Annotated in this window: 15 protein-coding genes; 9 read left to right on the forward strand and 6 right to left on the reverse strand. The window is 64.8% G+C overall.

What is annotated here, in order from left to right:
• Window positions 1–66: 66 nt before the first annotated feature.
• The 7 genes from J8F10_RS08220 to cysN all read left to right on the forward strand — a co-directional run bounded on the left by J8F10_RS08220 (window position 67) and on the right by cysN (window position 7,050).
• Window positions 67–561, forward strand: a complete 495-nt coding sequence (locus tag J8F10_RS08220) for a TIGR03067 domain-containing protein (protein ID WP_210653354.1) — start codon at window positions 67–69, stop codon at window positions 559–561.
• 183 nt (window positions 562–744) lie between these two features.
• The gene (locus tag J8F10_RS08225; protein ID WP_210653355.1) at window positions 745–1,182 is read left to right on the forward strand and encodes a TIGR03067 domain-containing protein; all 438 of its coding nucleotides are present in this window, start codon (window positions 745–747) and stop codon (window positions 1,180–1,182) included.
• A gap of 448 nt (window positions 1,183–1,630) precedes the next feature.
• Window positions 1,631–2,560 carry a TIGR02996 domain-containing protein gene (locus tag J8F10_RS08230; protein WP_210653356.1) on the forward strand — a complete coding sequence of 310 codons (930 nt, stop codon included), beginning with the start codon at window positions 1,631–1,633 and terminating at the stop codon, window positions 2,558–2,560.
• 605 nt (window positions 2,561–3,165) lie between these two features.
• The gene (cysD, locus tag J8F10_RS08235) at window positions 3,166–4,077 is read left to right on the forward strand and encodes a sulfate adenylyltransferase subunit CysD (RefSeq protein ID WP_210661808.1); all 912 of its coding nucleotides are present in this window, start codon (window positions 3,166–3,168) and stop codon (window positions 4,075–4,077) included.
• Between the two features lie 84 nt (window positions 4,078–4,161).
• Window positions 4,162–4,443, forward strand: coding sequence for a hypothetical protein (locus tag J8F10_RS08240; protein WP_210653357.1), 282 nt, complete (start codon window positions 4,162–4,164; stop codon window positions 4,441–4,443).
• A 6-nt stretch (window positions 4,444–4,449) separates the two neighbouring features.
• The gene (locus tag J8F10_RS08245; RefSeq protein ID WP_210653358.1) at window positions 4,450–5,079 is read left to right on the forward strand and encodes a Shedu anti-phage system protein SduA domain-containing protein; all 630 of its coding nucleotides are present in this window, start codon (window positions 4,450–4,452) and stop codon (window positions 5,077–5,079) included.
• A 36-nt stretch (window positions 5,080–5,115) separates the two neighbouring features.
• On the forward strand, window positions 5,116–7,050 hold the full coding sequence (cysN, locus tag J8F10_RS08250) for a sulfate adenylyltransferase subunit CysN (protein ID WP_210653359.1): 1,935 nt from the start codon (window positions 5,116–5,118) through the stop codon (window positions 7,048–7,050).
• 115 nt (window positions 7,051–7,165) lie between these two features.
• Here the strand turns inward: cysN and J8F10_RS08255 are convergent, their stop codons facing one another.
• Entirely contained in the window at window positions 7,166–9,028 is a 1,863-nt protein-coding gene (locus tag J8F10_RS08255) for a TIGR03960 family B12-binding radical SAM protein (RefSeq protein WP_210653360.1), read from the reverse strand.
• Between the two features lie 106 nt (window positions 9,029–9,134).
• The gene (locus J8F10_RS08260; RefSeq protein ID WP_210653361.1) at window positions 9,135–10,379 is read right to left on the reverse strand and encodes a glycosyltransferase; all 1,245 of its coding nucleotides are present in this window, start codon (window positions 10,377–10,379) and stop codon (window positions 9,135–9,137) included.
• Between the two features lie 620 nt (window positions 10,380–10,999).
• Between J8F10_RS08260 and J8F10_RS08265 the strand changes: the two genes are divergently transcribed.
• Together J8F10_RS08265 and J8F10_RS08270 are read left to right on the forward strand one after the other, a co-directional pair.
• Window positions 11,000–11,551 (forward strand): DUF1415 domain-containing protein, encoded by a 552-nt coding sequence (locus tag J8F10_RS08265; RefSeq protein ID WP_210653362.1) that lies wholly within the window; start codon window positions 11,000–11,002, stop codon window positions 11,549–11,551.
• An 84-nt stretch (window positions 11,552–11,635) separates the two neighbouring features.
• The gene (locus J8F10_RS08270) at window positions 11,636–12,940 is read left to right on the forward strand and encodes a hypothetical protein (protein WP_210653363.1); all 1,305 of its coding nucleotides are present in this window, start codon (window positions 11,636–11,638) and stop codon (window positions 12,938–12,940) included.
• A gap of 6 nt (window positions 12,941–12,946) precedes the next feature.
• On the opposite strand, the gene J8F10_RS08275 is transcribed toward J8F10_RS08270, so the two are convergent.
• The 4 genes from J8F10_RS08275 to J8F10_RS08290 all read right to left on the reverse strand — a co-directional run bounded on the left by J8F10_RS08275 (window position 12,947) and on the right by J8F10_RS08290 (window position 21,553).
• Entirely contained in the window at window positions 12,947–16,078 is a 3,132-nt protein-coding gene (locus J8F10_RS08275) for a c-type cytochrome (RefSeq protein WP_210653364.1), read from the reverse strand.
• A 156-nt stretch (window positions 16,079–16,234) separates the two neighbouring features.
• The gene (locus tag J8F10_RS08280; protein WP_210653365.1) at window positions 16,235–17,683 is read right to left on the reverse strand and encodes a DUF1501 domain-containing protein; all 1,449 of its coding nucleotides are present in this window, start codon (window positions 17,681–17,683) and stop codon (window positions 16,235–16,237) included.
• Window positions 17,684–17,753: 70 nt separating this feature from the next.
• The gene (locus tag J8F10_RS08285; RefSeq protein WP_210653366.1) at window positions 17,754–20,096 is read right to left on the reverse strand and encodes a PSD1 and planctomycete cytochrome C domain-containing protein; all 2,343 of its coding nucleotides are present in this window, start codon (window positions 20,094–20,096) and stop codon (window positions 17,754–17,756) included.
• Between the two features lie 119 nt (window positions 20,097–20,215).
• Entirely contained in the window at window positions 20,216–21,553 is a 1,338-nt protein-coding gene (locus J8F10_RS08290) for a PP2C family protein-serine/threonine phosphatase (protein ID WP_210653367.1), read from the reverse strand.
• Between the last annotated feature and the right edge of the window lie 10 nt (window positions 21,554–21,563).

Raw genomic sequence — 21,563 nt, forward strand, 5'->3', positions numbered from 1 at the left:
TGTTCGTTTCCCGCACGTCATTGAGCGGGAACGGACTCCGATCTTCCTCGCCCGAGGAGCAACCCGATGCAAACGATCAGCTCAATACTCTTTTTCGCCGCTACCGTCATCGTCGCCACCATGACGGAGCCACCCACTCCGGACAAGCCGCCGACAACTCCAGAGAAGCAAACTGCCGCTTCCCTGGAAGGCGGGTACACACTCGTCTCCGGTGAAAAAGACGGGAAACCGATTCCAGAAGCGGAGATTAAAGGGTCGATCGTCAAGTTCACCGGCGATACCGTTCTCGGTACCGACAAGGACAAGAAAGAGTTCTTCTCCGCGACCTACACACTTGACACGTCGAAGACCCCGTGGGTCATCACGATGAAGAGCAAGGAGCCCAAAGAATCGACCGCGACGGGGCTTATCAAGAAGGACGGCGACACGATTACGCTGATCTACGCGCTCCCGGGCGGCGAGATGCCAAAGGAGTTCATGACGCGGGAGAAACAGCACCTCTTCGTGCTGAAGAACACGGATAAGGGCGTGAAGGCGCCGAACAAGTTCACGAAAGAGTAAACGGCTCCGATTTCAAAACCCGGAATCTCCCCGGGCCATTGCTATTTGAGGTGCGCTGCCCCTACACTGCCATCGCCGTTGAAGGTAACGGCCACCTCGACTGACCTGTCGCCCGCTCTCGCGTCCGACGCTGCCATCGCCCCGACATTTCGCCCGGCACTCTCGCCCGACACGGAGGATTTCATGTCGATGTTCGTGCGCGCCGCACTGGTTGCGGTCCTGTCTCTGAACGTTCACGCAGTGGTAATTTCGGCCGAAAACGAGAAACCGAAGTTGGACGGCCAGCACCAAATCGTCGCCGGGGAGCGGAACGGCCAGGCGGTTGCTGAAGCTGATTTCAAGGGCGCAACGTTCCGGTTCACGGGCAACAAACTCACCGGATCAAATAAGGACGGCACCGAGTTCCTGGTCGCCGAGTTCACACTGGACTCGACCAAAAATCCGTGTGTGATCGTTATCAAGCCGACCGCCGGCAGTGACAAGGACAAAGAAATGCACGGGCTGATCGAGCGGAAGGACAACACCATCCGCATCATCTACACCGCGCCGGGCGGCGAGAAGCCGACCGAGTTCAAGACGAAAACCAACCAGGCGATGTACACGCTGAAGTGCGAAAAGTAGGAGTAACGAGTAGCAACGACGGGCCGCAGCATCGAATGCTGCGGCCCGCGTTCGTTGAGTGATTTACTCCGCGCCAGGGTATCAACGATACTTGTCTTAGCGCTCCCAGGGTTTGCGCGGGGCCGACTCTGCGCCCACGCTGTTCGAGATGGAATTCATCACGTCGTTGGTCACGTCTCGCCCGCCGTTCAAGTTAGAGACGGTTTCAAAAGGTCATGCGGCAGTCGGGCGCTTGCACCGAAACTTCCGTTGCCCCCGCAGCGGTCGTGTCACTAGCTCCTGCACCCGGTTACCGCCATTTGTTTAGGTATCGTGGTCACAGTAAGGGAAATCGCGAAACTGATCCACGGGCATTCTACCATCGGCCCCGCGGGCACCCGGTGTGAACTCCGGGCACCGGAACGGGCATGCGGGGAGCAGTTCCACGGCGTTGGGTGTCGGAGAGCGTATGAACGAAGATGGCGCGTTCTTGGCGGCGATCAAAGCGGACCCGAGCGACGACACCACGCGCCTCGTGTTCGCCGACTGGCTGGACGAGCGCGGGCGGCGCGGTGGCGAATTTATCCGCGCCGAGTGCGCTCTCGCGGCCGAACCCTCCGGCTCTGCCAAGTGGCACGAGGCGCTCGCTCGATACCGACGGGCCGGCGAGGGCTTATCCGAGGAGTGGCGCGGAGCCATTGGCCGATATCCCTTGGCGCACTGGCTGGCGGCGTCGGCCCGGAGCGCGTGGGTACGATTAGAAAACTGGTGCCGCCAACACTACCCCGCGCTACTCGAAGCCCTCGCACCCGGCGCCACGGGCGAAGAGATCGAGGAACTCGAACGAGCGATCGGGCAGCCACTCCCGCCGGACGTGCGGGAATCGTTCGCGATCCACAACGGAAACAACAGTTTCATCTTCGGGTGCGAGCTGCAAACCACTCAAGGCGCCGCCCACGACTGGCAAATATGGCGGGACGTTGCGGGTCACAATGAGGAGTTTCGGGACCGGCACAAGTCATTCCCGGTGGGGGCGGTCGCGCTCGATTACACGAATGCCGGTTGGGTTCCTCTAACCCGGGACGCGGGCGGCAACCACATCGGAGTTGATCTCGCGCCCGGCCCCGCGGGCACGGTTGGGCAGGTCATCATCTTCGGACGGGACGAGGACCAGAAATGTGCATCGGCCTCCGGGTGGGCAGAGTTCCTCGCCGACTACGCGACCTTCTTGGAGTCCGGCGCGGCCGGTGAGTTCGACCCGAATTCCTCGGACCCGCTCGCATGGTATTCCAATGCCCTGGGTGACCGGCATCCCCATGATGTGCTGCGCAAATGGCGCATGGAAGGAAAGTGGCCGTGGCGCGCCCCGGAGCCGGGTGCGACCGCGCCGACGTCCTGAATCACTGCCGCGATCCAGGACCGCACGTGCGCTAGAGGCCGGGGCGTTGATCTCGTGCTCGGTTAAGGGCCGGGATTCGGCGGCCCCCTTGATGGCTTCTGTTCTTATTTTCACTACTGTTCTTGATATCGCTATTTTTATGTGAGTATAATGCCGCGAGGAAGCGGTGCGCGTTGTGCCGACCGGGATCGCGCGAGTGTAGTCCGCGAGCGGGAGCCGCTCCACACCAAGAATCGCACGCACACCGGGAGCCAACCGCTCGCGAAGCGAGCGGACTACCCTGACGAGCGGATTGCACTTGTGACCCGGGGCGGGCGGTTTGTGGCGCGAATGCTAGCCGGTATAAGGAGAAACTGTCGTTTCTCCCAAGCGAAATGAAGGCGCGTACCCCGCGGTCCCGAAATGTTAGCCGATGTTACCCGCGCGCCGGAACGCACGGGCGGCCGGGGCCGGTTCGGTTTCGGCCTTTCTCCGCGCCCTCTCGTGCCCTCTGCGGTGAAATACTCTCCACTGATGTGCCAGCGATTGAGTTTGCGGTGACGGACACGCCATTTGGCGGCCCGACCTCATAGAATTAAGGGGTGAAGACTCCAGGAGGGCGGGCCATCAGCAGCAGTTACAACCTCTCCCACTTGAAAGTGCTGGAGGCGGAGAGCATCCACATCATCCGCGAGGTCGCCGCCGAGTTCGAGCGGCCCGTGATGCTCTATTCGATCGGTAAAGATTCCGCCGTCATGCTGCGGCTGGCGCAGAAGGCGTTCCACCCCGGGCGCCTGCCGTTCCCGCTGCTGCACGTCGACACGACCTGGAAGTTCCGGGCGATGATCGAGTTCCGCGACCGGTTCTGCCGCGAGCAGAACCTCGACCTGAAGATCTGGATCAACCCCGAGGGGCAGGCCCAGAACATCAACCCGTTCGACCACGGCTCGAAGAAGCACACCGACGTCATGAAGACGGCGGGGCTAAAACAGGCGCTGAACCACTACCAGTTCGACGCCGCGTTCGGCGGCGCCCGGCGCGACGAGGAGAAGAGCCGGGCCAAGGAGCGCGTCTACAGTTTCCGCGACCGGCTGCACCAGTGGGACCCGAAGAACCAGCGGCCCGAGCTCTGGAACCTGTACAACTGCAAGGTGAATAAGGGCGAGAGCATCCGCGCGTTCCCGCTGAGCAACTGGACCGAGCTGGACGTCTGGCAGTACATCCACCTGGAAAACATCCCCATTGTTCCGCTCTACTTCGCCGACGTGCGCCCGGTCGTGGAGCGCGACGGCACACTCATCATGGTGGACGACGACCGCATGCGGCTGCGCCCCGGCGAGGTGCCGATGATGAAGCGCGTGCGGTTCCGCACCCTGGGGTGCTACCCGCTCACCGGGGCCATCGAGAGCACCGCGACGACCCTCCCAGAGATCATCGAGGAGATGCTCCTGGCCCGGAACTCCGAGCGCCAGGGCCGCATGATCGACCACGACGAGTCGGGCTCGATGGAGCAGAAGAAGCGCGAGGGGTATTTCTGAGCGGGGCGTGCGGGAACGCTGGTACAATGAGGGCGGAACCCGTTGAGAACCCAGCGAACCGCTTCACGGGAGCAGGAGAGCGCCATGAAGGTCACCAAGACGGCAGATGTCGATGCGGCCCTGCGGACGCTCGACGTCGACGAGCGGCGGAAGGTGATCTCGTGGTTCGACCACCTCGGGAATTGGGAGAACGACGAGCACCTGCGCGAGATGGCGAGGGCCACGATCTACAAGGACACCTACTTCCTGAATACGTCCGATGATATGAGGATCTTCTTCACCCTGAGCGAGGCGAACAGAGAGATCGTCATTATGGACCTGGCAAAGCCCTCCCGGTTAAAGATTGCCGGGGCCGCATCGGAGTGATCGACTGTGGCCCAGCAATTCACCAGCGTCACGTTCGATCCGAAGCAGTGTCGCACCGAAATCGATGAGTTCGGGGCCATGCTCCGGACCAAAACCGAGCTGTCAGAGAAGTACGACATCCAGCCGTTCTTCAAAAGCCGAATGCAGGCGTCCGCGTATATCGGTTCGTTCATGCGGAACATCGGCCCGGCCACACAAATCTGCTTTGAATACGGCTTCTTCGGTGACTACGCGGCCGACCTCGTTCTGGGCGACAAGGCGTACCGTCAGTTCTGCGTGATCGAGTTCGAGGACGGGCGGTTGCAGAGCATCTTCAAACCGTCACAGACCGGGAACGCGCGGGTGTGGAGCCCCCGGTTCGAGCACGGCTACTCGCAGATCATCGACTGGTACACGATGCTCGACGACCTGAAAAAGAGTGAGAGATTCAAACGGGATTTTGGGGACGGGCACATCCGGTTCTCGGCAATGCTTATCATCGGCCGGGACGCCGGGATCACGGACTCCTACGACCGGTTCCGGCTGAATTGGAGAGCCGACAAGGTCAGTGTCGATAGCAACAACGTGATCTGCGTGACGTTTGACGAACTTCACCGCCACATGGATCGGCAGCTGCGGTTGACCACGAACCACTGATGTTATTCCTTTGGGAACGCGAGAGAAAGCTCTGAGATGCAAGCTGTTGACCTGAGTCAGGAAGACATTCACGCCTACCTCGCCCGCCACCAGAAGAAAGAGCTGCTGCGGTTCCTCACCTGCGGCAGCGTCGACGACGGCAAGAGCACGCTCATCGGCCGGCTCCTGCACGACACCAAGATGATCTACGAGGACCAACTCGCCGCGGTGAAGCGCGACAGCGAGAAGGTGGGCACCACCGGGGCCGGCGAGATCGACCTCGCGCTGCTCACCGACGGCCTCAAGGCCGAGCGCGAGCAGGGCATCACCATCGACGTCGCGTACCGGTACTTCTCGACCGACCGGCGCAAGTTCATCATCGCCGACACCCCCGGCCACGAGCAGTACACGCGCAACATGGCCACCGGCGCCTCGACGTGCCAGCTCGCCATCATCCTCATCGACGCGCGCCACGGCGTGCAGACCCAGACGCGCCGGCACTCGTTCATCGTGTCGCTCCTGGGCATCCGCCACGTCGTCGTCGCGATCAACAAGATGGACCTCGTCGGGCACTCGCAGGAGGTCTTCGAGCGCATCAAGGACGACTACACTGGGTTCGTCGCCAAGCTCGGGCTGCCGGACATCACGTTCATCCCGATGTCCGCGCTGAAGGGCGACAACGTCGCGTCCAAGAGCGACGCGATGCCGTGGTACCACGGCCCGGCGCTGCTCGACCATCTGGAAACGGTCCACATCGCCAGCGACCGCAACCTGACCGACCTGCGGTTCCCGGTGCAGTACGTCGTGCGCCCGAACCTCGACTTCCGCGGGTTCGCCGGAACGGTGGCGTCCGGGATCTTGCGCAAGGGCGACGAGGTGATGGCGCTGCCGTCGGGCAAGCGCAGCCGGGTGAAGTCGATCGTGACCTACGACGGCGAACTGGACGAGGCGTTCGCGCCGCAGGCCGTGACCGTCACGCTGACCGACGAGGTGGACGTCAGCCGCGGCGACATGCTGGTGCGGCCCGACGGCCCGCCGCACGTCAGCGCCCAGATCGAGGCGATGGTGGTGTGGATGTCCGAGCAGCCGCTCGTGCCCGGCCGGACGTACACACTCAAGCACACCACGCGGCAGGTGTCGGCGGAGGTCGCGGCGTTCCGCTACGGCGTCGACGTCAACACCCTGGAGCACCGGGCCATCGCGCGGCTCGGGCTGAACGAGGTCGGGCACGTGCAGCTCGCCCTGACGCAACCACTGGCGTGCGACCCGTACCGCACCAACGCCGCGACCGGGGCGTTCATCCTCATCGACCGGCTGACGAACAACACGGTCGGCGCCGGCATGATCCTGGAGGCCGGCAGCGGCCGGGCGCCGGGCGACGTGTGGGGGGCGGAGCCGGCGGCCCGCCTCAAACTACGCCAGAGCCTCGTCGCACCCGCCGAGCGCGAGCAGCGCTACAAACACGTGCCGGTGACGGTGCTGCTGGTCGGGCTGACCGGGAGCGGCAAGAGCCGGATCGCCTACGGCCTGGAGCGCCGGCTGTGGGACGAGGGCCGCGCGGTGACGGTGCTGTACGGCCAGAACATGCGCCAGGGGCTGAACCGCGACCTCGGGTTCACGGCCGACGACCGCTCGGAGAACCTACGGCGCTCGGCCGAGGTCGCGAAGCTGATGAACGACGCGGGGGTGATTACGATCGCGGCGTTCGTGGCCCCGCACGACGCGGTGCGCGAGAAGGCGAAGCAGTTGATCGGGCGGGACCGCGTGCTGGAGGTGTACTGCACGGCCCCGATGGAGGTGCTGCGTGCGCGCGACCAGAGCGGCGCGTACCGGCTCGCCGACGAGGGCAAGATCGCGCAGATGCCGGGCGTGACGGCGGCGTTCGAGGAGCCGAAGGCGCCCGACCTCGTGCTGCAAACCGACCAAACCAATGTCGAGGAAAGCGTCGAGCGCATCGTCGCGCTGATGAAGTCGAAGGGTTACCTGCACTAGAAGCGCCGACTGACCTACTCAATCGGTGCGCAACTCGGAGCCAACGGGGACGACCGGACGCTGAAACGGCAATTTCGGAACGCGATTGCTCACTATATGAGTACACGCCCGGTCTTTACCCCCCGCACCCGGTGGGGCTCTTGTCCCCGCCCTCGCCGCTGACGGCGTCCGCCATCACGCGGAGCTGAATGACGCTCCGCTCCTGTTCCTTCTCCAGGTACGCGCGGCCCTTCTTTACGTTGACGTGGTCCCACGGGAGCTTCTCGCCGATCGGCCGCTGCCGCGAGCGGTAGAAGTCCACGTCGATTCCCAGGTCCGCGAACGACTTCCACCAAATGTCCGGGCGGAAGCACTCCTTCCAGCCGTCGAAGCGCGCGCCGCGCTTCCAGGCCTCGTGGAGCCCGGGCGCCACGCGCCGGTCGCCGCGCGTGAGGATGCCTTCGAGGAGGCTCGTCTCGATGTCGTGCTGCTTGATCTTCACCCACTTGTTCCGCTTCTGGCGGTGCAGGTAGTCGCCGGCCCAGCGGAAGTAGTCGCGCGTCTGCATCCCGTTCCACTGGTAGGGCGTGTGCGGCTTCGGGATGAAGTTGGACACGCTCGCGGTCACTTCCTTGTAGCGCCCGGTCGCCTGCTTCCCGACCTCGCTGATCGCCTCCGCGAGTTCCACGATGCCGTCCAGGTCCACCGAGCGCTCGCCCGGCAGTCCGCACAGGAAGTAGAGCTTCACGTGCGACATGCCCGCCTTGAACGCTTCGCGACAGCCTTCGATGAGGTCGTCGTTCTTGATCGGCTTGCGGATCTGCGTCCGCATGTCGTCGCGTGCGACTTCGGGCGCGAGCGTCAGCCCGGCCCGGCGCCACCCCTGCATCAGTTGGGGGACGCTACGGAGTTGGTGGTTCACTCGCAGGCTCGGCAAAGAAACGTTGACCCCGAGCGGCCCGAACACCTCGTGCATCCGCTTGACCAGCTCCTCGAAGTGCGGGTAGTCGCTGCTCGAGAGCGACAGCAGGCTGATTTCGTTCATCCCGGTATTGCGGTAGCTGTCGAGCGCGGCCTGAACGATGGTCTCGACCGAGCGCACCCGGAGCGGGCGCTTGATGACCGTGGACTGGCAGAACCGGCACTGCCACGGGCACCCGCGCATGATCTCGATCGCGATGCGGTCGTGGGGCGTCTGCACGAACGACACGACCGGCTTCGTCGGGAGCGGGATCGCGTCGAGGTCCTGGTTGATCGTGCAGCTCTCGATTTGCGCCGGCACGTCGCTCCGGGTGCGGTTGACGGTCGCGATGGTGCCGTCCGCGTGGTAGTCGAACACGTAGAACGCGGGCGCGTAGGCCCACTTCGTACTGCCGACCAGTTCGGCCAGCATTTCCATCCGGCGCTTGTGCGTCAGATCCCCTTCACGAATCGCGACCTCTTTCAGCGCCATCCACTTTTCCATCACCCAGGGCAGTGATTCTTCGCCGTCGCCGATGATGAAAAGATCCACGAACGGCGCGAGGAGTTCCGGGTTCTGCGCGCCCGGGCCACCCGCGATCACGAGCGGGTCCGTCACCATCCGCTCGTTGCTGAACATCGGAACGCCGCCGAGGTCGATCATCGTGAGCAGGTTCGTGTAGCACACCTCGTACTGGAGGCTGAACCCGATCACGTCGAACTCGTACAGCGGCGTGAAGGTCTCGAGCCCGTACATGGGCAGTCGGTTGCGGCGCAGTTCGCCCTCGAAGTCCATCCACGGCGCGAACGCCCGCTCGCAGGCCCACTGCGGGTCGTTGTTCATGATCGTGTAGAGCACCTGGAACCCGTGGTGGCTCATCCCGAGCGTGTAGGCGTCCGGGAAGCACAGACACAGTTTTCCGCGCACCTGGCGGTGATCTTTCGCAACGGAATGGAGTTCGCCGCCGGAGTACTGAGCGGGCGTTTTCACGCGCGGCAAAACCCGCATGACGGCTTCACGAACGGCGGTGTTCAGCATGGGACGGCTCTCGCGGTCGGCGCAACTGGGGACGCAGCGATTATACCAGCCGGGAGCGAGAAAGCCCCGGGCTCTGCGGGGCTTTCGGTGCAGTATGGATGTGCATTCAAAACTTGGCGCGGGCAAACTCTTCGAGCCACCCGGCGGCGACTTCCAGCCCGTTCTCTCCCCGCGCCTTGGCCGCGACCTCCGCGCACCGAGCACGCACGGCCGGGGTCACGAGTCGAGCCAGCGCGCGGGCCATGTGACCAGAGGTCCGTTGCCGCGATCCGAGAGACGCACCCACTCCCAATCGCGCAACCCGAGCCGCGTTGTCGGGTTGATCCCACGCCAACGGAAGTACGAGTTGTGGACACCCCGACTCCAGTGCGGCGGCAGTCGTTCCAATTCCGCCGTGGTGAACCACCGCCCCGCACAGCGGAAGCAGCGCCCGGAACGGGGCGAACCCGCAGTGACGGATCGTGGGCGGCAATCGGGCGGGGAGCTGTTCCGGGTATTTCGTCAGGAGCAGTCCGCGTGCGCCGAGGGATTCGCACGCAGCAACCGCAGTGCGAAAGAACCCGCGCGCGCGCGTCATCCCCGTTCCCAGCGTGAACGCGACCGGCGGCGAACCGGCCGTGCAGAACGCCCGGACGCCGTCGGGCAGGTCGTTCCGCGTGCCATCGAACCGGCCGAACCCGGCGAGCCGGAGTTGAGGGGGCCAATCCGGTTGCGGTTCCGCGTACCAGTTCGGGAACAGCCCGATCACGAGATCCGGCGACCACCACCAGCGGAACAGGCGCCGAACAGGAGCTAATTTGAGCGTGGCTCGAACCGAATTGAGTGATCGGGCGACGAGCCAGTACCCTGCGACGTCGAGTGCCAACCAGTACAGCTCCCGCAGCGGTCGGGGAAACCACGACGGGATCGTCAGCCCGCCGGTCATTTTGGGCGGCGCGGTGCTGCTCGGCACCAGCCCGGGTTGGAGGAGCAGAGATGCGGTCGGGCACCGCACTTTCTCTTGAACGAGCCGGCCGGCCAGAAGCCCGGGATTGGTGACGAGGACGGTTCCCGGCTCGCGTGCGAGATCGGCCAGCAGTTCGTACTGGCGGGGAATCATCGGGGCGCCCCACCGGGCCATCATCCGACCACTGCGGAGCGGGTGAAAGAGGTCGGGATGGGCGAGCATCCGGCCGACTTCCGCGGTCGTCACGAGGGACGCGAACGCGAGCCCGAGCGCCTCCGCCCGGGCGCGATACGTTTCGGGCGCGGCCAGAGTGACCCGGTGCCCGCGTTCGCGCAGAACCGACCCGAGCCCGAGGTGCGGGAACACGTCCCCGTCGGTACCCACTGTGGCGAGGATAACGTGCATGCGGCCGCTCTCGTTGGGGCGCTTCGTGCCTCCACAAACAAGACGCCTCGCAGCAACGGCCAACTCACTGCTGCCGACGCGATACCAACGAGGATGTTGATCGTGTGGGATCTGGAGTTCGGAGTGTGGTCCGCTCGCTCCGCGAGCGGTTCACCCCACCAACTGGACCACTCAACCCAACACATCGGGCCGAAGCACCGCTCGCGGAGCGAGCGGACCACACTCACGAGCACAACCACGCGGAATCACTGACACCATCCACATGAGCGGCTCGTTCTGCACGCTACGAGAGTGATTCCGAGAAGAATGAGCGCCGGAGAAATGTTGGTCGCGTCGGGTTCTACTTCTGGACCTGGGGCGCGGAAGGCTCACGGCACCGCTGGGGTGCGATGCCCCTAAAAAATGAGTACAGGATCGGGACCGCGGTCGGCGCGGTCGGCCCGGTCCTGGGGGCGAGCACCCCTGCGGTGCTGGAACAGCCGTTCCCCGCGCAGCAGTGCTCGGAACGTTCTCGGGCGACGCAACATCGCCCGGTGCTGCAAAGCAGCGAGCTAGACCCCGACGCGACACAACAGCGATAAACTACCCCGGGACCGACTCGCGTGCAATCGGGGGAGCACATGCCGGACGCAGAAACCGTGATCGAACAGACGCGCCGGTGGATTTCGGACGTGGTGATCGGACTGAACCTGTGCCCGTTCGCCCGGCGCGTGTTCGATGGCGGGCTGATCCGGTTCTCGGTCACCGACGCGGTTAACGGGGAAGCGCTCCGAACCGCTCTGGCCCTCGAACTCAAGTCCCTTGCCGATACTCCCGCCGAACAGATCGAAACCGCGATTCTGATTCACCCGCACGCACTCGGCGACTTCCTCGATTACAACGATTTCGTTGTCGAAACCGAATCCCTGCTCGAGGAACTCGAGCTGACCGGCGTGATCCAAATCGCGGGGTTCCACCCGCACTATCAGTTCGGTGGGACGCGCCCGGACGACGTGGAGAACTACACCAACCGGTCGCCGTTCCCCATGCTGCACCTGCTGCGCGAGGACAGCGTTACCGCCGTAAACGACGACCCGGAACAGCTCCTCGAGATCCCGCGGCGGAACATCGAAACGCTCCGCCGGCTGGGGCGCGCCCGCCTCCAAAAAATGCTCGGTCGCATAACAACCTGACCATCAAGTGATGGCGAGTGGTTCCCGATCGCCCCGACCATACGATAGCCGGACTCACCCCCGCTCGCAGGAGTTCGCGCGCCCATGCTCAACGACGTGTTCTACGGGTCCGTTGAGGGCGGGTGGGTGTACCCGCTGGTCAACGGGGACGCCGACTGGCCGGTGCAGATGGGGGTGGCACTGTCCGTCGCGGCCGCGGCGCTCGTGTGGGTCTCGTACCGGTTCGTGGAGCGGTGGCCCCTCGCCGTCATTGGCGCGTGGCTCGTATTCGGGACCGGCGCGCAACTGGTCATGCGCACCCTCGCGCCGTTCCCGGACACGCACGTGGTGGGCAGCCCGACGGACTATTTCAACAACGAGGCCCGGAACTACCCGCCGGGCAAGTTCCTCCGCGACTTTCGGGAACTCGCCCCGCACCTGCACTTCCACGCCCGCGCGAACATGGCCGGGAAGGTGCTGTTCTACCACGTGATCCGGGCCGTTTGGGACACGCCCCCGGGCCTGCTCGTTCTCATTATTGGCGCGTCGAACCTCGGCGCGGTCCTTGCCTACGCGATCGCGCGCGAGTTGTTCCGGGACCGGTGCGCCGGGCTCGCGGCGCTGGCGCTGTACCTGTTCCTGCCGTCGAAACTGTTCTTCCTCCCGCTGCTGAATTCCGTCACGCCGGTGTTCATCCTGTTCGCCCTCTGGTTGTTCCTTCGCTACCTTGCGGACCGGCACCCGGGCTGGTTGATCGCGACCGGAACCGCGCTGTACGCACTGGTCCTGTTTGAACCGCTCCCTCTGGTCACCGGGCTGACGTTCCTCGCGCTTATTGGTCGGGCCTGGACCCAGCGCGCGATCGGCGCGCCACACGTGCTCGCGATCTTCACCCTGATTCCGCTCGCGTTCTTCGCGACGAACCTCGCTGTGGCACAACTCTTCGGGTACGAGATCGTGAGCGCGTTTCTGTTCGCCCTGCGCGACGCGACGGAGTTCAACATCGCGGAGAACCGCCCCTACTGGGTGTGGCTCGTCTACAACCTGATCGAAACGCTCTCGAATACGGGGGTTCTCACCTCCGCGCTCGTGCTGGGAATCGCCGGCACTGGCGCGTACCGGATGGCGCGGGCGCTCGGGGCCGAAGGGTGGAGCGGGCCGAGGGCGGTCGCGTGCGAGCCCGGGGTGTGCCTGGCGCTCAGCGTTTTGACGTGTCTCGCGGCCGTTGATGTGATGGGCGTGAACCGGGGCGAAACGGTTCGGCTGTGGATTTTTCTGGGGGCGTTCCTGCTCCTACCGGGCGCCGGTTTCTGTGCCCGGCGCCCGGTAGCGTTGATGATCCTGCTAACCGGGTCGATCGTGCAAGCGTGCGTCGGGCTGGGCACCCGCGGGTTCATTATGCCCGGTTGACCCGGTCTACTTCTTGAACATCGAGTGGTTCGGATCTCCGCGGCTCAGGAGGTACGCGAGCATGTCGAGCACCTCGCGCTCGTTCAGCTCGTTCAACAGCTTCTCGGGCATGAGCGAAATGTTGGACGCCTTGACGCTCGCGACGTCCTCCTTCTTCAGTTCCAGAACCTTCGACGAGTTTTCGGGGTCGAGGACGACGGTGTACTTGCCGCCCGCATCATTCACGATCTTGCCCGTGATGGTCTTGTCGTCGGTGGTCTGAATCACCGACGCCTTGTACTGGTCCGAAATCACCTTGCTCGGCTCGGTGATCGATTCGACCAGGTCTTTCAGACCGAACCGCCCCGCGACCTGCGACAGATCGGGACCGGTCGCACCGCCCTCGCCGCCGAAGCGGTGGCACACCACGCACCGCGCCGCGGCGAACGCCCGCGCGCCGTTCTTGAAGTCGCGCCCGCTCTTGAGTTTGTCTCCGAGCGCAACGATGTCCGTGGTCGCCCACGCCCGACCGGGGCCGATCGGCTTGGGGAGCGCGGGCACCTTGTACGCGGGGCGCAGCCCGCCCGCCTCGATCGCGAGCCGGTCGCTGTCGGTCGCGTTGGTGAACGCATCTTTCTCGATGTTCGTGAGGAAGCCCTGGTAGCTCGCGCCGCCCGCCTTCGTGCGAGCTTCGGCGAGGAAGCCGTAATACGTCTTCCACCGGTCCATGTTCCAGCCCACGGTCGCATTACGGAGCGTGAACAGGTAGGAAAGTTTTTGCTGATCCGGGGCGTTCTTCAGCATGTTCGCGACCGTACCGCCGTACCCGCGGTTGCGGAGCAGTACCTCGTCCAGCCCCTCCTGCGTGAGCGGCTTCGACGGCTTCTTCAGTTCCGCGCAGATCTTCTCAACGATGGTCGGTGACTTCAGGTAGACGAGCAGTTGGGCCATTTCGCGATTCAAAGTGTCGTCCGGAGACGGGAAGGCCCTATCGAACCGCTGCGAAAGCCGCTCCGCAGTGGCCTTATCCGGTTCACCCGTCCGAAGGAACACGAGCGAGTAAACCCGGCTGAGGTCCACCAACTGCCCCAGAGAAAGCCCGTTGCCCGGTTCCTTGATCCCGACGAACACTCGATCCAGGGTTTCGAGCAGTTTCGGCTGGAGAGCCTTGTCGCCCTGGCGCGCCAGAGCGACAACACCGTTGAGAATCGCCCCCCGATCCTTCTCCGCAAGCACTTTGTCCTGCCAAAACTTCACCGGTTGGTGTTCGAGCGCGACGCGAGCCGCGTAGCGGATGAAGCGGTCCTCGTTTTTCAGGTGCGGGTAGAGGAACTCCACAGCCTTCGCCGGGTCATCGGCGAGCTTGTGATACTCCTCGATCTGCTTCAGCAACTTTAGTTCGGCCGTCGGCGCTGCTTTGTATTCCACTTTCTCGGTCGGCTCCTTGCCCACATACGTCACGCGGAACAGTTCGCTCTGCGTCCCGCGCCCGCCGATGGTGAAATACATCGCCCCGTCGATCGGGTTAATGACGACGTCCGTCAGTGGGAGCGGCGTGCGGCTCAGGAACTCTTCCTTCGTAGCCTTGTAGGTCGCCCCGTTTAGTTCGGTGTGAATCGCGTACATCGTGCCGAACGTCCAGTCGCAGATGAACAGCGCCTTCTGGTACTTCGCGGGAAACTTCGCCCCGTACCCGAATTCGACGCCGACCGGCGACCCCGGCCCGATGTCCACCATTGCGGGCAGCGAATCGATGTAGTACGCGGGCCACTTACCGGTCCCGCTGCGCCAGCCGAGTTCGCTGCCACTCGTCGCGTGGTTCACCCGCGTCGGGCGGTACCACGGCATCCCCAGATCCCACTCCATGTCCGCGTCGTAGACGAACATCTCGCCGTTCGCGTTGAACGCGAAGTCGTAGGGGTTCCGGTAACCGCTCGTAAAGATCTCCCAGGTCTTGCCGTCGAAATCCGTCTTCGCAACGTACCCGCCCGGAGCCAGGATACCGCGTGCGTGCCCGTTCGCGTCCCACTGGCGCGGAAGAATGTGGTCCTCGCTCCAGTTCTTCGGCACGCGGCTGTGATTGAAATTTTCCGGCGGCTGCGTGTGGTTCCCGCAGATGACGTACAGCGACTTGCCGTCCGGCGCGAGGCGCACCGCGTGCGGCCCGTGTTCGCCGCCGCCCTGGATCGCCTTCAGCTTCTCGACCTTATCGAGTTGGTCGTTGTTCTCTGAAGACGTGACGCGGTACAGCCCGCTCCCGGGGCCGCCGTTACACACAACGAACAGCGCCCCCTTGTGCCACAACAGCCCCTGCGCCGCGGTGACCTTCGCGGGGATCTTCTCGACCCTTGTTTCTTCTTCCGTGCCCACTTTTCCGGGCGTGATGCGGTACAGCCCCTGTCCGCCCTGGTCGCTCGCGATCAGCCGGCCCTTGTCGTCTGCGGTGAGGCACACCCACGAACCGAGCGTGTCCTGCGGGACCGTGAACAGCTTCTCGACCTTGAAGCCGGGGAGCGCGACGAACGTGTTCGCGGGCACCTTCGAGCCGGGTTGCGCGCCCGTACTCGCATCAAACACCTTGCCCCACGGCCCGTCGCCGTAGGTACCGATCTTCTTGACCGGCTTGTTCTCCTTCGTCTTGCTCCCCTCCACGCTACACGTCCACGATTCGTCGGTGACGATGTACGCCGGCGCGCCCTTTTCGGGCACCAGAACCAACTTGAGCACGAAGCCCGCGGCGCCGCCCTCGTTGCCCGCGCGGGCGTCGATGACGTTCCCCGTCTCTTTCAGCAACTTGGTGACGTCGACCTCGACCGGTTCCTGCCACTCGTTCGACGACGCGACCTGCTTCTGGTTGACGTACAGCGTGACGCGGTTGTCGCACGTCGCGACGAGGCGCGCGGCCTTGATGCCCTTCGCATCAAACGTTTTCTCGATGCGGTAGTCCTTTTTCGCGTCCGCGCCCCACACCCACAACGGGGTCGGGCCGTCGGCGAACCGCTTCGACCAGTCGACCGTCGCCACCTCGACCTTCGGTGGCAGCGGGGTCGCGCCGCGCTCGACCGTCGGAGCGGTGACCGGTTTCTGCGCCTTGGCGTCGTCTGCACTTGCAGACGAACAGAGTGTTGAGGCAACGAGTGCGAGTGCCGTAATACGCATACAAACACAGGTAGGGGTTGGGGGCGAACGAGCTTTTGCGGGCGGTGGGGTTGTCGAGCGAACGGGTGGCGGCGAGTTTACCCACGATTCACGGCCGTGATACGTGACTCGCGGGGCGGGCGAGTCGTGACCCGCGGCCCTTGCGGGCCGGGCTCACTATGCCAGGATCTCTTTCACGACCTTACCGTGAACGTCGGTGAGACGGTAGTCGCGCCCCTGGAAGCGGAACGTCAACTTCGTGTGGTCGAAACCGAGGCAGTGCATGAGTGTGGCTTGCAGGTCGTGGACGTGGACCAGGTCCTTTGCGACCTTGAAGCCGAGGTCGTCGCTCTCGCCGTGGGTGTGCCCCGCCTTGATCCCGCCGCCCGCGAGCATGAGCGAGAAGCTGTCCGGGTAGTGGTCGCGGCCCAGAATCTTACCCTCCGCGGTGCGGCCCTCGCGGAACGGCGTGCGCCCGAACTCGCCGCCCCAGACCACGAGCGTGTCTTTCAAGAGGTCGCGGTTCTTCAAGTCCTTGATGAGCGCCGCGACCGATTGCGCGGTGGTGGTGCCCTTCCGCGTCAGGCCGTCGCGGATGTCTTCGTTCGCGTTGGTCCCGTGGAAGTCCCAGCCCCAATCGAAGAGCTGAACGTACCGCACGCCCTGCTCGATGAGGCGCCGGGCGAGCAGGCAGTTGTTCGCGAAGCTCCCCGCGCCCGGCTTCGCGCCGTAGGAGTCGAGTACCTTCGCCGGCTCCTTGGAAATGTCCATCACCTCGGACGCCGAGAGCTGCATCCGGAACGCGAGTTCGTACTGCGCGATGCGCGTCCGCGTTTCGGGATGGCCGAGTTCTTTTTCTTGCAACTCGTTGAGGTCTTTCATCGCGTCGAGGCCGAGCCGGCGCGTGTCGCGGTCGAGGCCGGGCGGGTCGCTGAGGTACAGGACTGGCTCGCCCTTGCTGCGGCACTGCACGCCCTGAAACACGCTCGGCAGGAACCCGCTCCCCCAACAGCCCTGCCCGCCGCTCGGCTGCACGCCGTTGGAGATCAGCACGACGAAGCCGGGCAGGTTCTCGCTCTCGTTGCCGAGGCCGTAACACGTCCACGCGCCGAGGCTGGGCCGCCCCTGCCGCGCAAAGCCGGTATAGAGCAACAGTTCCGCGGGGGCGTGGTTGAACTCGTCCGTCTTCATCGAGCGGATCACGGTCACGTCGTCCGCGACCTCGTGCAGCGGCTTGATCGCGTCCGACATCCAGACCCCGGCCTTGCCGTGCTGGTTGAACGGCTGCCGCGTGCCGAGGAGCTTGGGCACGCCCGCCGTGAACGCGAACCGCTTGCCCTTCAGGTACTCGTCTGGGCAGTTCTGACCGTCGTGCTTCTGGAGTTCCGGCTTGTAATCGAAGATGTCCAGGTGCGGCGGCGCGCCCGACATGTGCAGGTAAATGACCCGCTTCGCCGTGCCCGGGAAGTGCGGCTTCTTCGGCGCGAGCGGGTTCTCGATCTTCGGCCCATCGGCGCGGGCGCCCCCCATCAGCGACGACAGCGCGAGCCCCCCTAAACCCATCGAGGAGGTTTGCAGGAAGTTCCGGCGAGTAACGGCCTGAAGGCGTTCGAGTGCGGGGTGCATGCGTCCCGTCCTGATATTCAGAAACTTGGTGGGCACGAAGTATCCGGGAGCGAGGCCCGGAGCACCGACATCAGCGTTTCATCAGCATTTCGTCGAGGTTCATGACGACGTTGACGACCACGGTCCACGCCGCGGCGTCGGTCACCCCCACGCCCTTCGGGAGCGGGCCGAGCGGGTTCGTCGCGAACTGCGTCGCCTTCGCCGCGTCCTTCGCGAACTTCGCCTCGGCCGCTTCGTAGAGCGTCACGAGGCGCTCGACTTCGGCCTCGCTCGGTGCTCGAACGAGACACGCCCGGAACGCGAACGCGGCCTTCTCCGCGGTAGTCTTCCCGCCCTTCTCAATGGTTCGGCGCGCGAGTGCTTGTGCGGCTTCCGTATACACCGGGTCGTTCATCAGCACGAGGGCCTGGAGCGGCGTGTTCGTGCGCGCCCGGCGCACGATGCAGATGTCGCGGTTGGGCGCGTCGAACGTGGACATCGAGGGGTACGGGTTCGATCGGCGCCACTGCGTGTAAAGCCCGCGCCGGTACTTGTCCTCGCCCGTACTCGTCTGCCAGTCGATCGAGCCACCGAACGCGGCCGTCACGCCGAGGTTCGGTTGCTGCGGTCGGACCGAGGGACCGAGCGTTTTGGCACTGAGCAGCCCGGCCGCGAAGAGCGCCTGGTCGCGGATCATTTCGGCCGAGAGCCGGACGCGCGGCCCACGCGCGAGCAGCCGGTTTTCGGGGTCGCGCTCGAACAACTCGGGCGACACCTTCGCCGACTGGCGGTACGCGGTGGACATCACAATGAGTTTGAGGAACTGCTTCACGTCCCACTTCTGAGCGACCAGTTCCGTCGCGAGCCAGTCGAGCAGTTCCGGGTGACTCGGCTGCTCGCCCTGTGCGCCGAACTCTTCGCTCGTGCGGACGATCCCGGTGCCGAAGATTTGCTCCCAGAACTTATTGGCGATCACGCGAGCGGTCAGCGGGTTCTCGGCACTCACGAGCCACTTCGCGAACTCCAGGCGCGTGCGCGGCGCTTTCTCGGGAAGCGCGTGAAGTGCGGCCGGCGTACCCTCCGTCACCTCGTCGCCCAGATCCATGAAGTTCCCGCGGAACTGCAACTTCGTCTTCCGGCGTGCTGTGCCGGTCAGTTCCTTCATGACCGGCACGGTCGTGAGCGGCTTCACCGCGGCGAGGTCATTCTTCAGCGCCACGAGTTTGTCGCGCTCGGGCTTCATCTCGTCGGGCTTTTTGCCCTTCAGCGCCGCGTCGAGGTCCGCGACTTGTTTTTCGAGTGCGGACTTCTTGGCGAGTAACTCATCGGTCCAGAACGGCAGGATGGGGGTTTCGTCCACCCGGTCCGCGTCCTCGGTGTTGTTGAAGAACGCGAGCGACCGAAAGTACTCGATCTGCGTAATGGGGTCGTACTTGTGCGTGTGGCACTGCGCGCACGCCATTGATGTGCCCATCCACACCATGAACGTCGTGTTCACCCGGTCCACCACCGCGGCGTTGCGGAACTCCTCGTCGCTCGTCCCGCCCTCGTTGTTGGTCATCGTGTTCCGGTGGAACGCGGTCGCGACCAGTTGCTCCGTCGTGGGGTTCGGGAGCATGTCCCCCGCGATCTGCTCGACCGTGAACTGATCGAACGGCTTGTTCGCGTTGAAGCTCTGAATCACGTAATCGCGGTACTTCCAGATGGTGCGCAGTGGGTCGTCGGCGTACCCGGCGGAGTCCGCGTAGCGGGCGAGGTCGAGCCACATCCGCCCCCAGTGCTCCCCGAACGCGGGCTTCGCGAGCTGCTTATCAACGAACTTCTCGTAGGCGCGGGGCGTTTTGTCGCTCACGAACGCTTCGACTTCTTCGGCCGAAGGCGGCAGCCCCGTCAAATCGAGTGCGACGCGACGGGCGAGGGTGTACCGGTCCGCTTCGGGCATCGGCGACAGTTTCTCGGCCTGGAGCCGCGCGAAGAGAAAATTGTCGATCGCGTTGGTCGTCGGGAACTTGGTCTTCGGCGCGTCCGGGCGCACGGGCTTCGCGTAGGCCCAGTGCTGCGAATACGTTGCGCCGTCCTTCACCCATTGTTTGAGGATCTCCACCTCGCGCGGCGTCAGCTTCTTACCGGTCTTGGCCGGCGGCATGACGCTGGCGTCGTCCGGACTGGCTGTGAGCCGGGTAATCAGTTCGCTCGCGTCCGGCTTACCGGGTACAACGGCTGCGGCAACGGCCCCTTCACGGGTGTCGAGGCGCAGTTTCGCTTTGCGCACTTTCTCGTCGGGACCGTGGCACGCGAAGCAGTGGTTCGACAGAATGGGCCGCACGTCGCGGCTGAAATCGATCTTGGCGGGCACGGGTTGCGCGCCCGCACGGGCCGAAAACAGTGCGAGTACGGCGAGTGACAAACCGAGCGGGCCGCTGTGGAGACGCACGGGCACCCTCAAAGAGAGTAACGTGGCTGGAACGGACCCGGGAAGGTCCGTCGGTAGGCAGTGGCGTCAGTGTACTCGACGGGAGCGCACGAGGGGAGAAAAAACGGCGATCCGAATCATCAAGATTGCGACGACGGGCTCGGGGTCCAGCTCGGGCGGAACGACTCTTCTTTGTGGCGCGCCTTGTGGAACGCTTCGGCGAGGAACAGCAGTGACGCGCACCGGGCGCGGAACGCGGCGGCGGAGTCGCTCTGGCCCGCCGCGACTTTGGCCGCCTCCGCGAGCTTCGCGTGGGCGTCCAAATCGACCGGAATCCCCTGAGCGCGCATGCTCTCCAGGAGGGACGCTTCCGCTCGCGCGAAGCGCTCCGCGAGTTCCTGCGTCGCGCGGCAATCGTACTTTTTGTAGACGTTCAGCTCGCGCGGCGCGGTGTCCGCAGCGATCTCGACCGCGCTGACCGGTTCCTCTTTCTGGGTGTGCTGGAACAGGCCGAACAGTCCGGCGAGGATCAGCCCCGCGGCGAGCATGAAGAGGATCGTCGCGCCGGGCACGGCCCCGACCTGCATCAGCAGCGAGAGCAGCGCGAGGACGACGCCCCCGCCGAGGACCGTGAAGGCCCACGGCACCCGCTTGCTCCACGCCGCCCACAGCCGGGCGAAAATACCGGTTTTGGCGGCCTTCGTGCCGGCGTCCTTCTCGTGCCCGTCGGGGACCTGAACGATCATCACGGTGATGTTGTCCGGTCCGCCGCGCAGGTTCGCGAGTTGAACCAGGAACCGGGCCGCGTCGTCGGGCTTCATCGCGGTCACGACCGCGCCGACCTCCTGGGGCGTGACCACCCCCGTGAGGCCGTCACTGCAGAGGAGGAAGGCGTCCCCGGGTTCGACCGGGTGCGGCCCCTCGATGTCGACCTCGACTTCCGGGTCCGGGCCGAGCGAGCGGATGATGACGTTCTTTTTGAAGTCCCCGAGCTCGTCGGGGTCCACGCCCTGGCGCCGGGCGATCTCCCACACCCAGGAGTGGTCGAACGTGAGCTGCTCCGCCTGCCCCTTCCGGATACGGTACGCGCGACTGTCGCCGACGTGCCCGACCCACGCCCCTTCGGGCCGGATCACGAGCGCGGTGCTCGTGGTGCCGAGCCCGCGGAACTCCGGGTTCTGCTGGCCGATCGCGTAGATCCCGGCGTTCGCTTCCTGGAAGGCGCGCCGGATCGCGGGAATGATCCCGTCGCGTGCGTGCTTGGAATAAAGGAAGGGAATGTCGCGGGCGGCCTTCGCGCTGGCCTTTTCGCCCACCGCGTGACCGCCCATGCCGTCGGCGACGACGAAAACGTGCCCCTGCGCCGCGAACCCGGCCGCGTCCACGGCGGGTTGCGCGGCACACGCGTCCTGGTTGTGGCTGCGCTTCACGCCCACATCGGTCAGGGCGGCGAATCGCACCGGTTCAAACGCCGACACGGATCACCTC

This window comes from Gemmata palustris (assembly GCF_017939745.1).
Lineage (GTDB): Bacteria > Planctomycetota > Planctomycetia > Gemmatales > Gemmataceae > Gemmata > Gemmata palustris.

What these genes read in the sequence shown, in the direction of transcription:
- J8F10_RS08220 (WP_210653354.1), top strand. Translation starts at nt 67, where the DNA reads ATGCAAACGATCAGCTCAATACTCTTTTTCGCCGCTACCGTCATCGTC.
- J8F10_RS08225 (WP_210653355.1), top strand. Translation starts at nt 745, where the DNA reads ATGTCGATGTTCGTGCGCGCCGCACTGGTTGCGGTCCTGTCTCTGAAC.
- J8F10_RS08230 (WP_210653356.1), top strand. Translation starts at nt 1,631, where the DNA reads ATGAACGAAGATGGCGCGTTCTTGGCGGCGATCAAAGCGGACCCGAGC.
- J8F10_RS08240 (WP_210653357.1), top strand. Translation starts at nt 4,162, where the DNA reads ATGAAGGTCACCAAGACGGCAGATGTCGATGCGGCCCTGCGGACGCTC.
- cysN (WP_210653359.1), top strand. Translation starts at nt 5,116, where the DNA reads ATGCAAGCTGTTGACCTGAGTCAGGAAGACATTCACGCCTACCTCGCC.
- J8F10_RS08255 (WP_210653360.1), bottom strand. Translation starts at nt 9,028, where the DNA reads ATGCTGAACACCGCCGTTCGTGAAGCCGTCATGCGGGTTTTGCCGCGC.
- J8F10_RS08260 (WP_210653361.1), bottom strand. Translation starts at nt 10,379, where the DNA reads ATGCACGTTATCCTCGCCACAGTGGGTACCGACGGGGACGTGTTCCCG.
- J8F10_RS08265 (WP_210653362.1), top strand. Translation starts at nt 11,000, where the DNA reads ATGCCGGACGCAGAAACCGTGATCGAACAGACGCGCCGGTGGATTTCG.
- J8F10_RS08270 (WP_210653363.1), top strand. Translation starts at nt 11,636, where the DNA reads ATGCTCAACGACGTGTTCTACGGGTCCGTTGAGGGCGGGTGGGTGTAC.
- J8F10_RS08275 (WP_210653364.1), bottom strand. Translation starts at nt 16,078, where the DNA reads ATGCGTATTACGGCACTCGCACTCGTTGCCTCAACACTCTGTTCGTCT.
- J8F10_RS08280 (WP_210653365.1), bottom strand. Translation starts at nt 17,683, where the DNA reads ATGCACCCCGCACTCGAACGCCTTCAGGCCGTTACTCGCCGGAACTTC.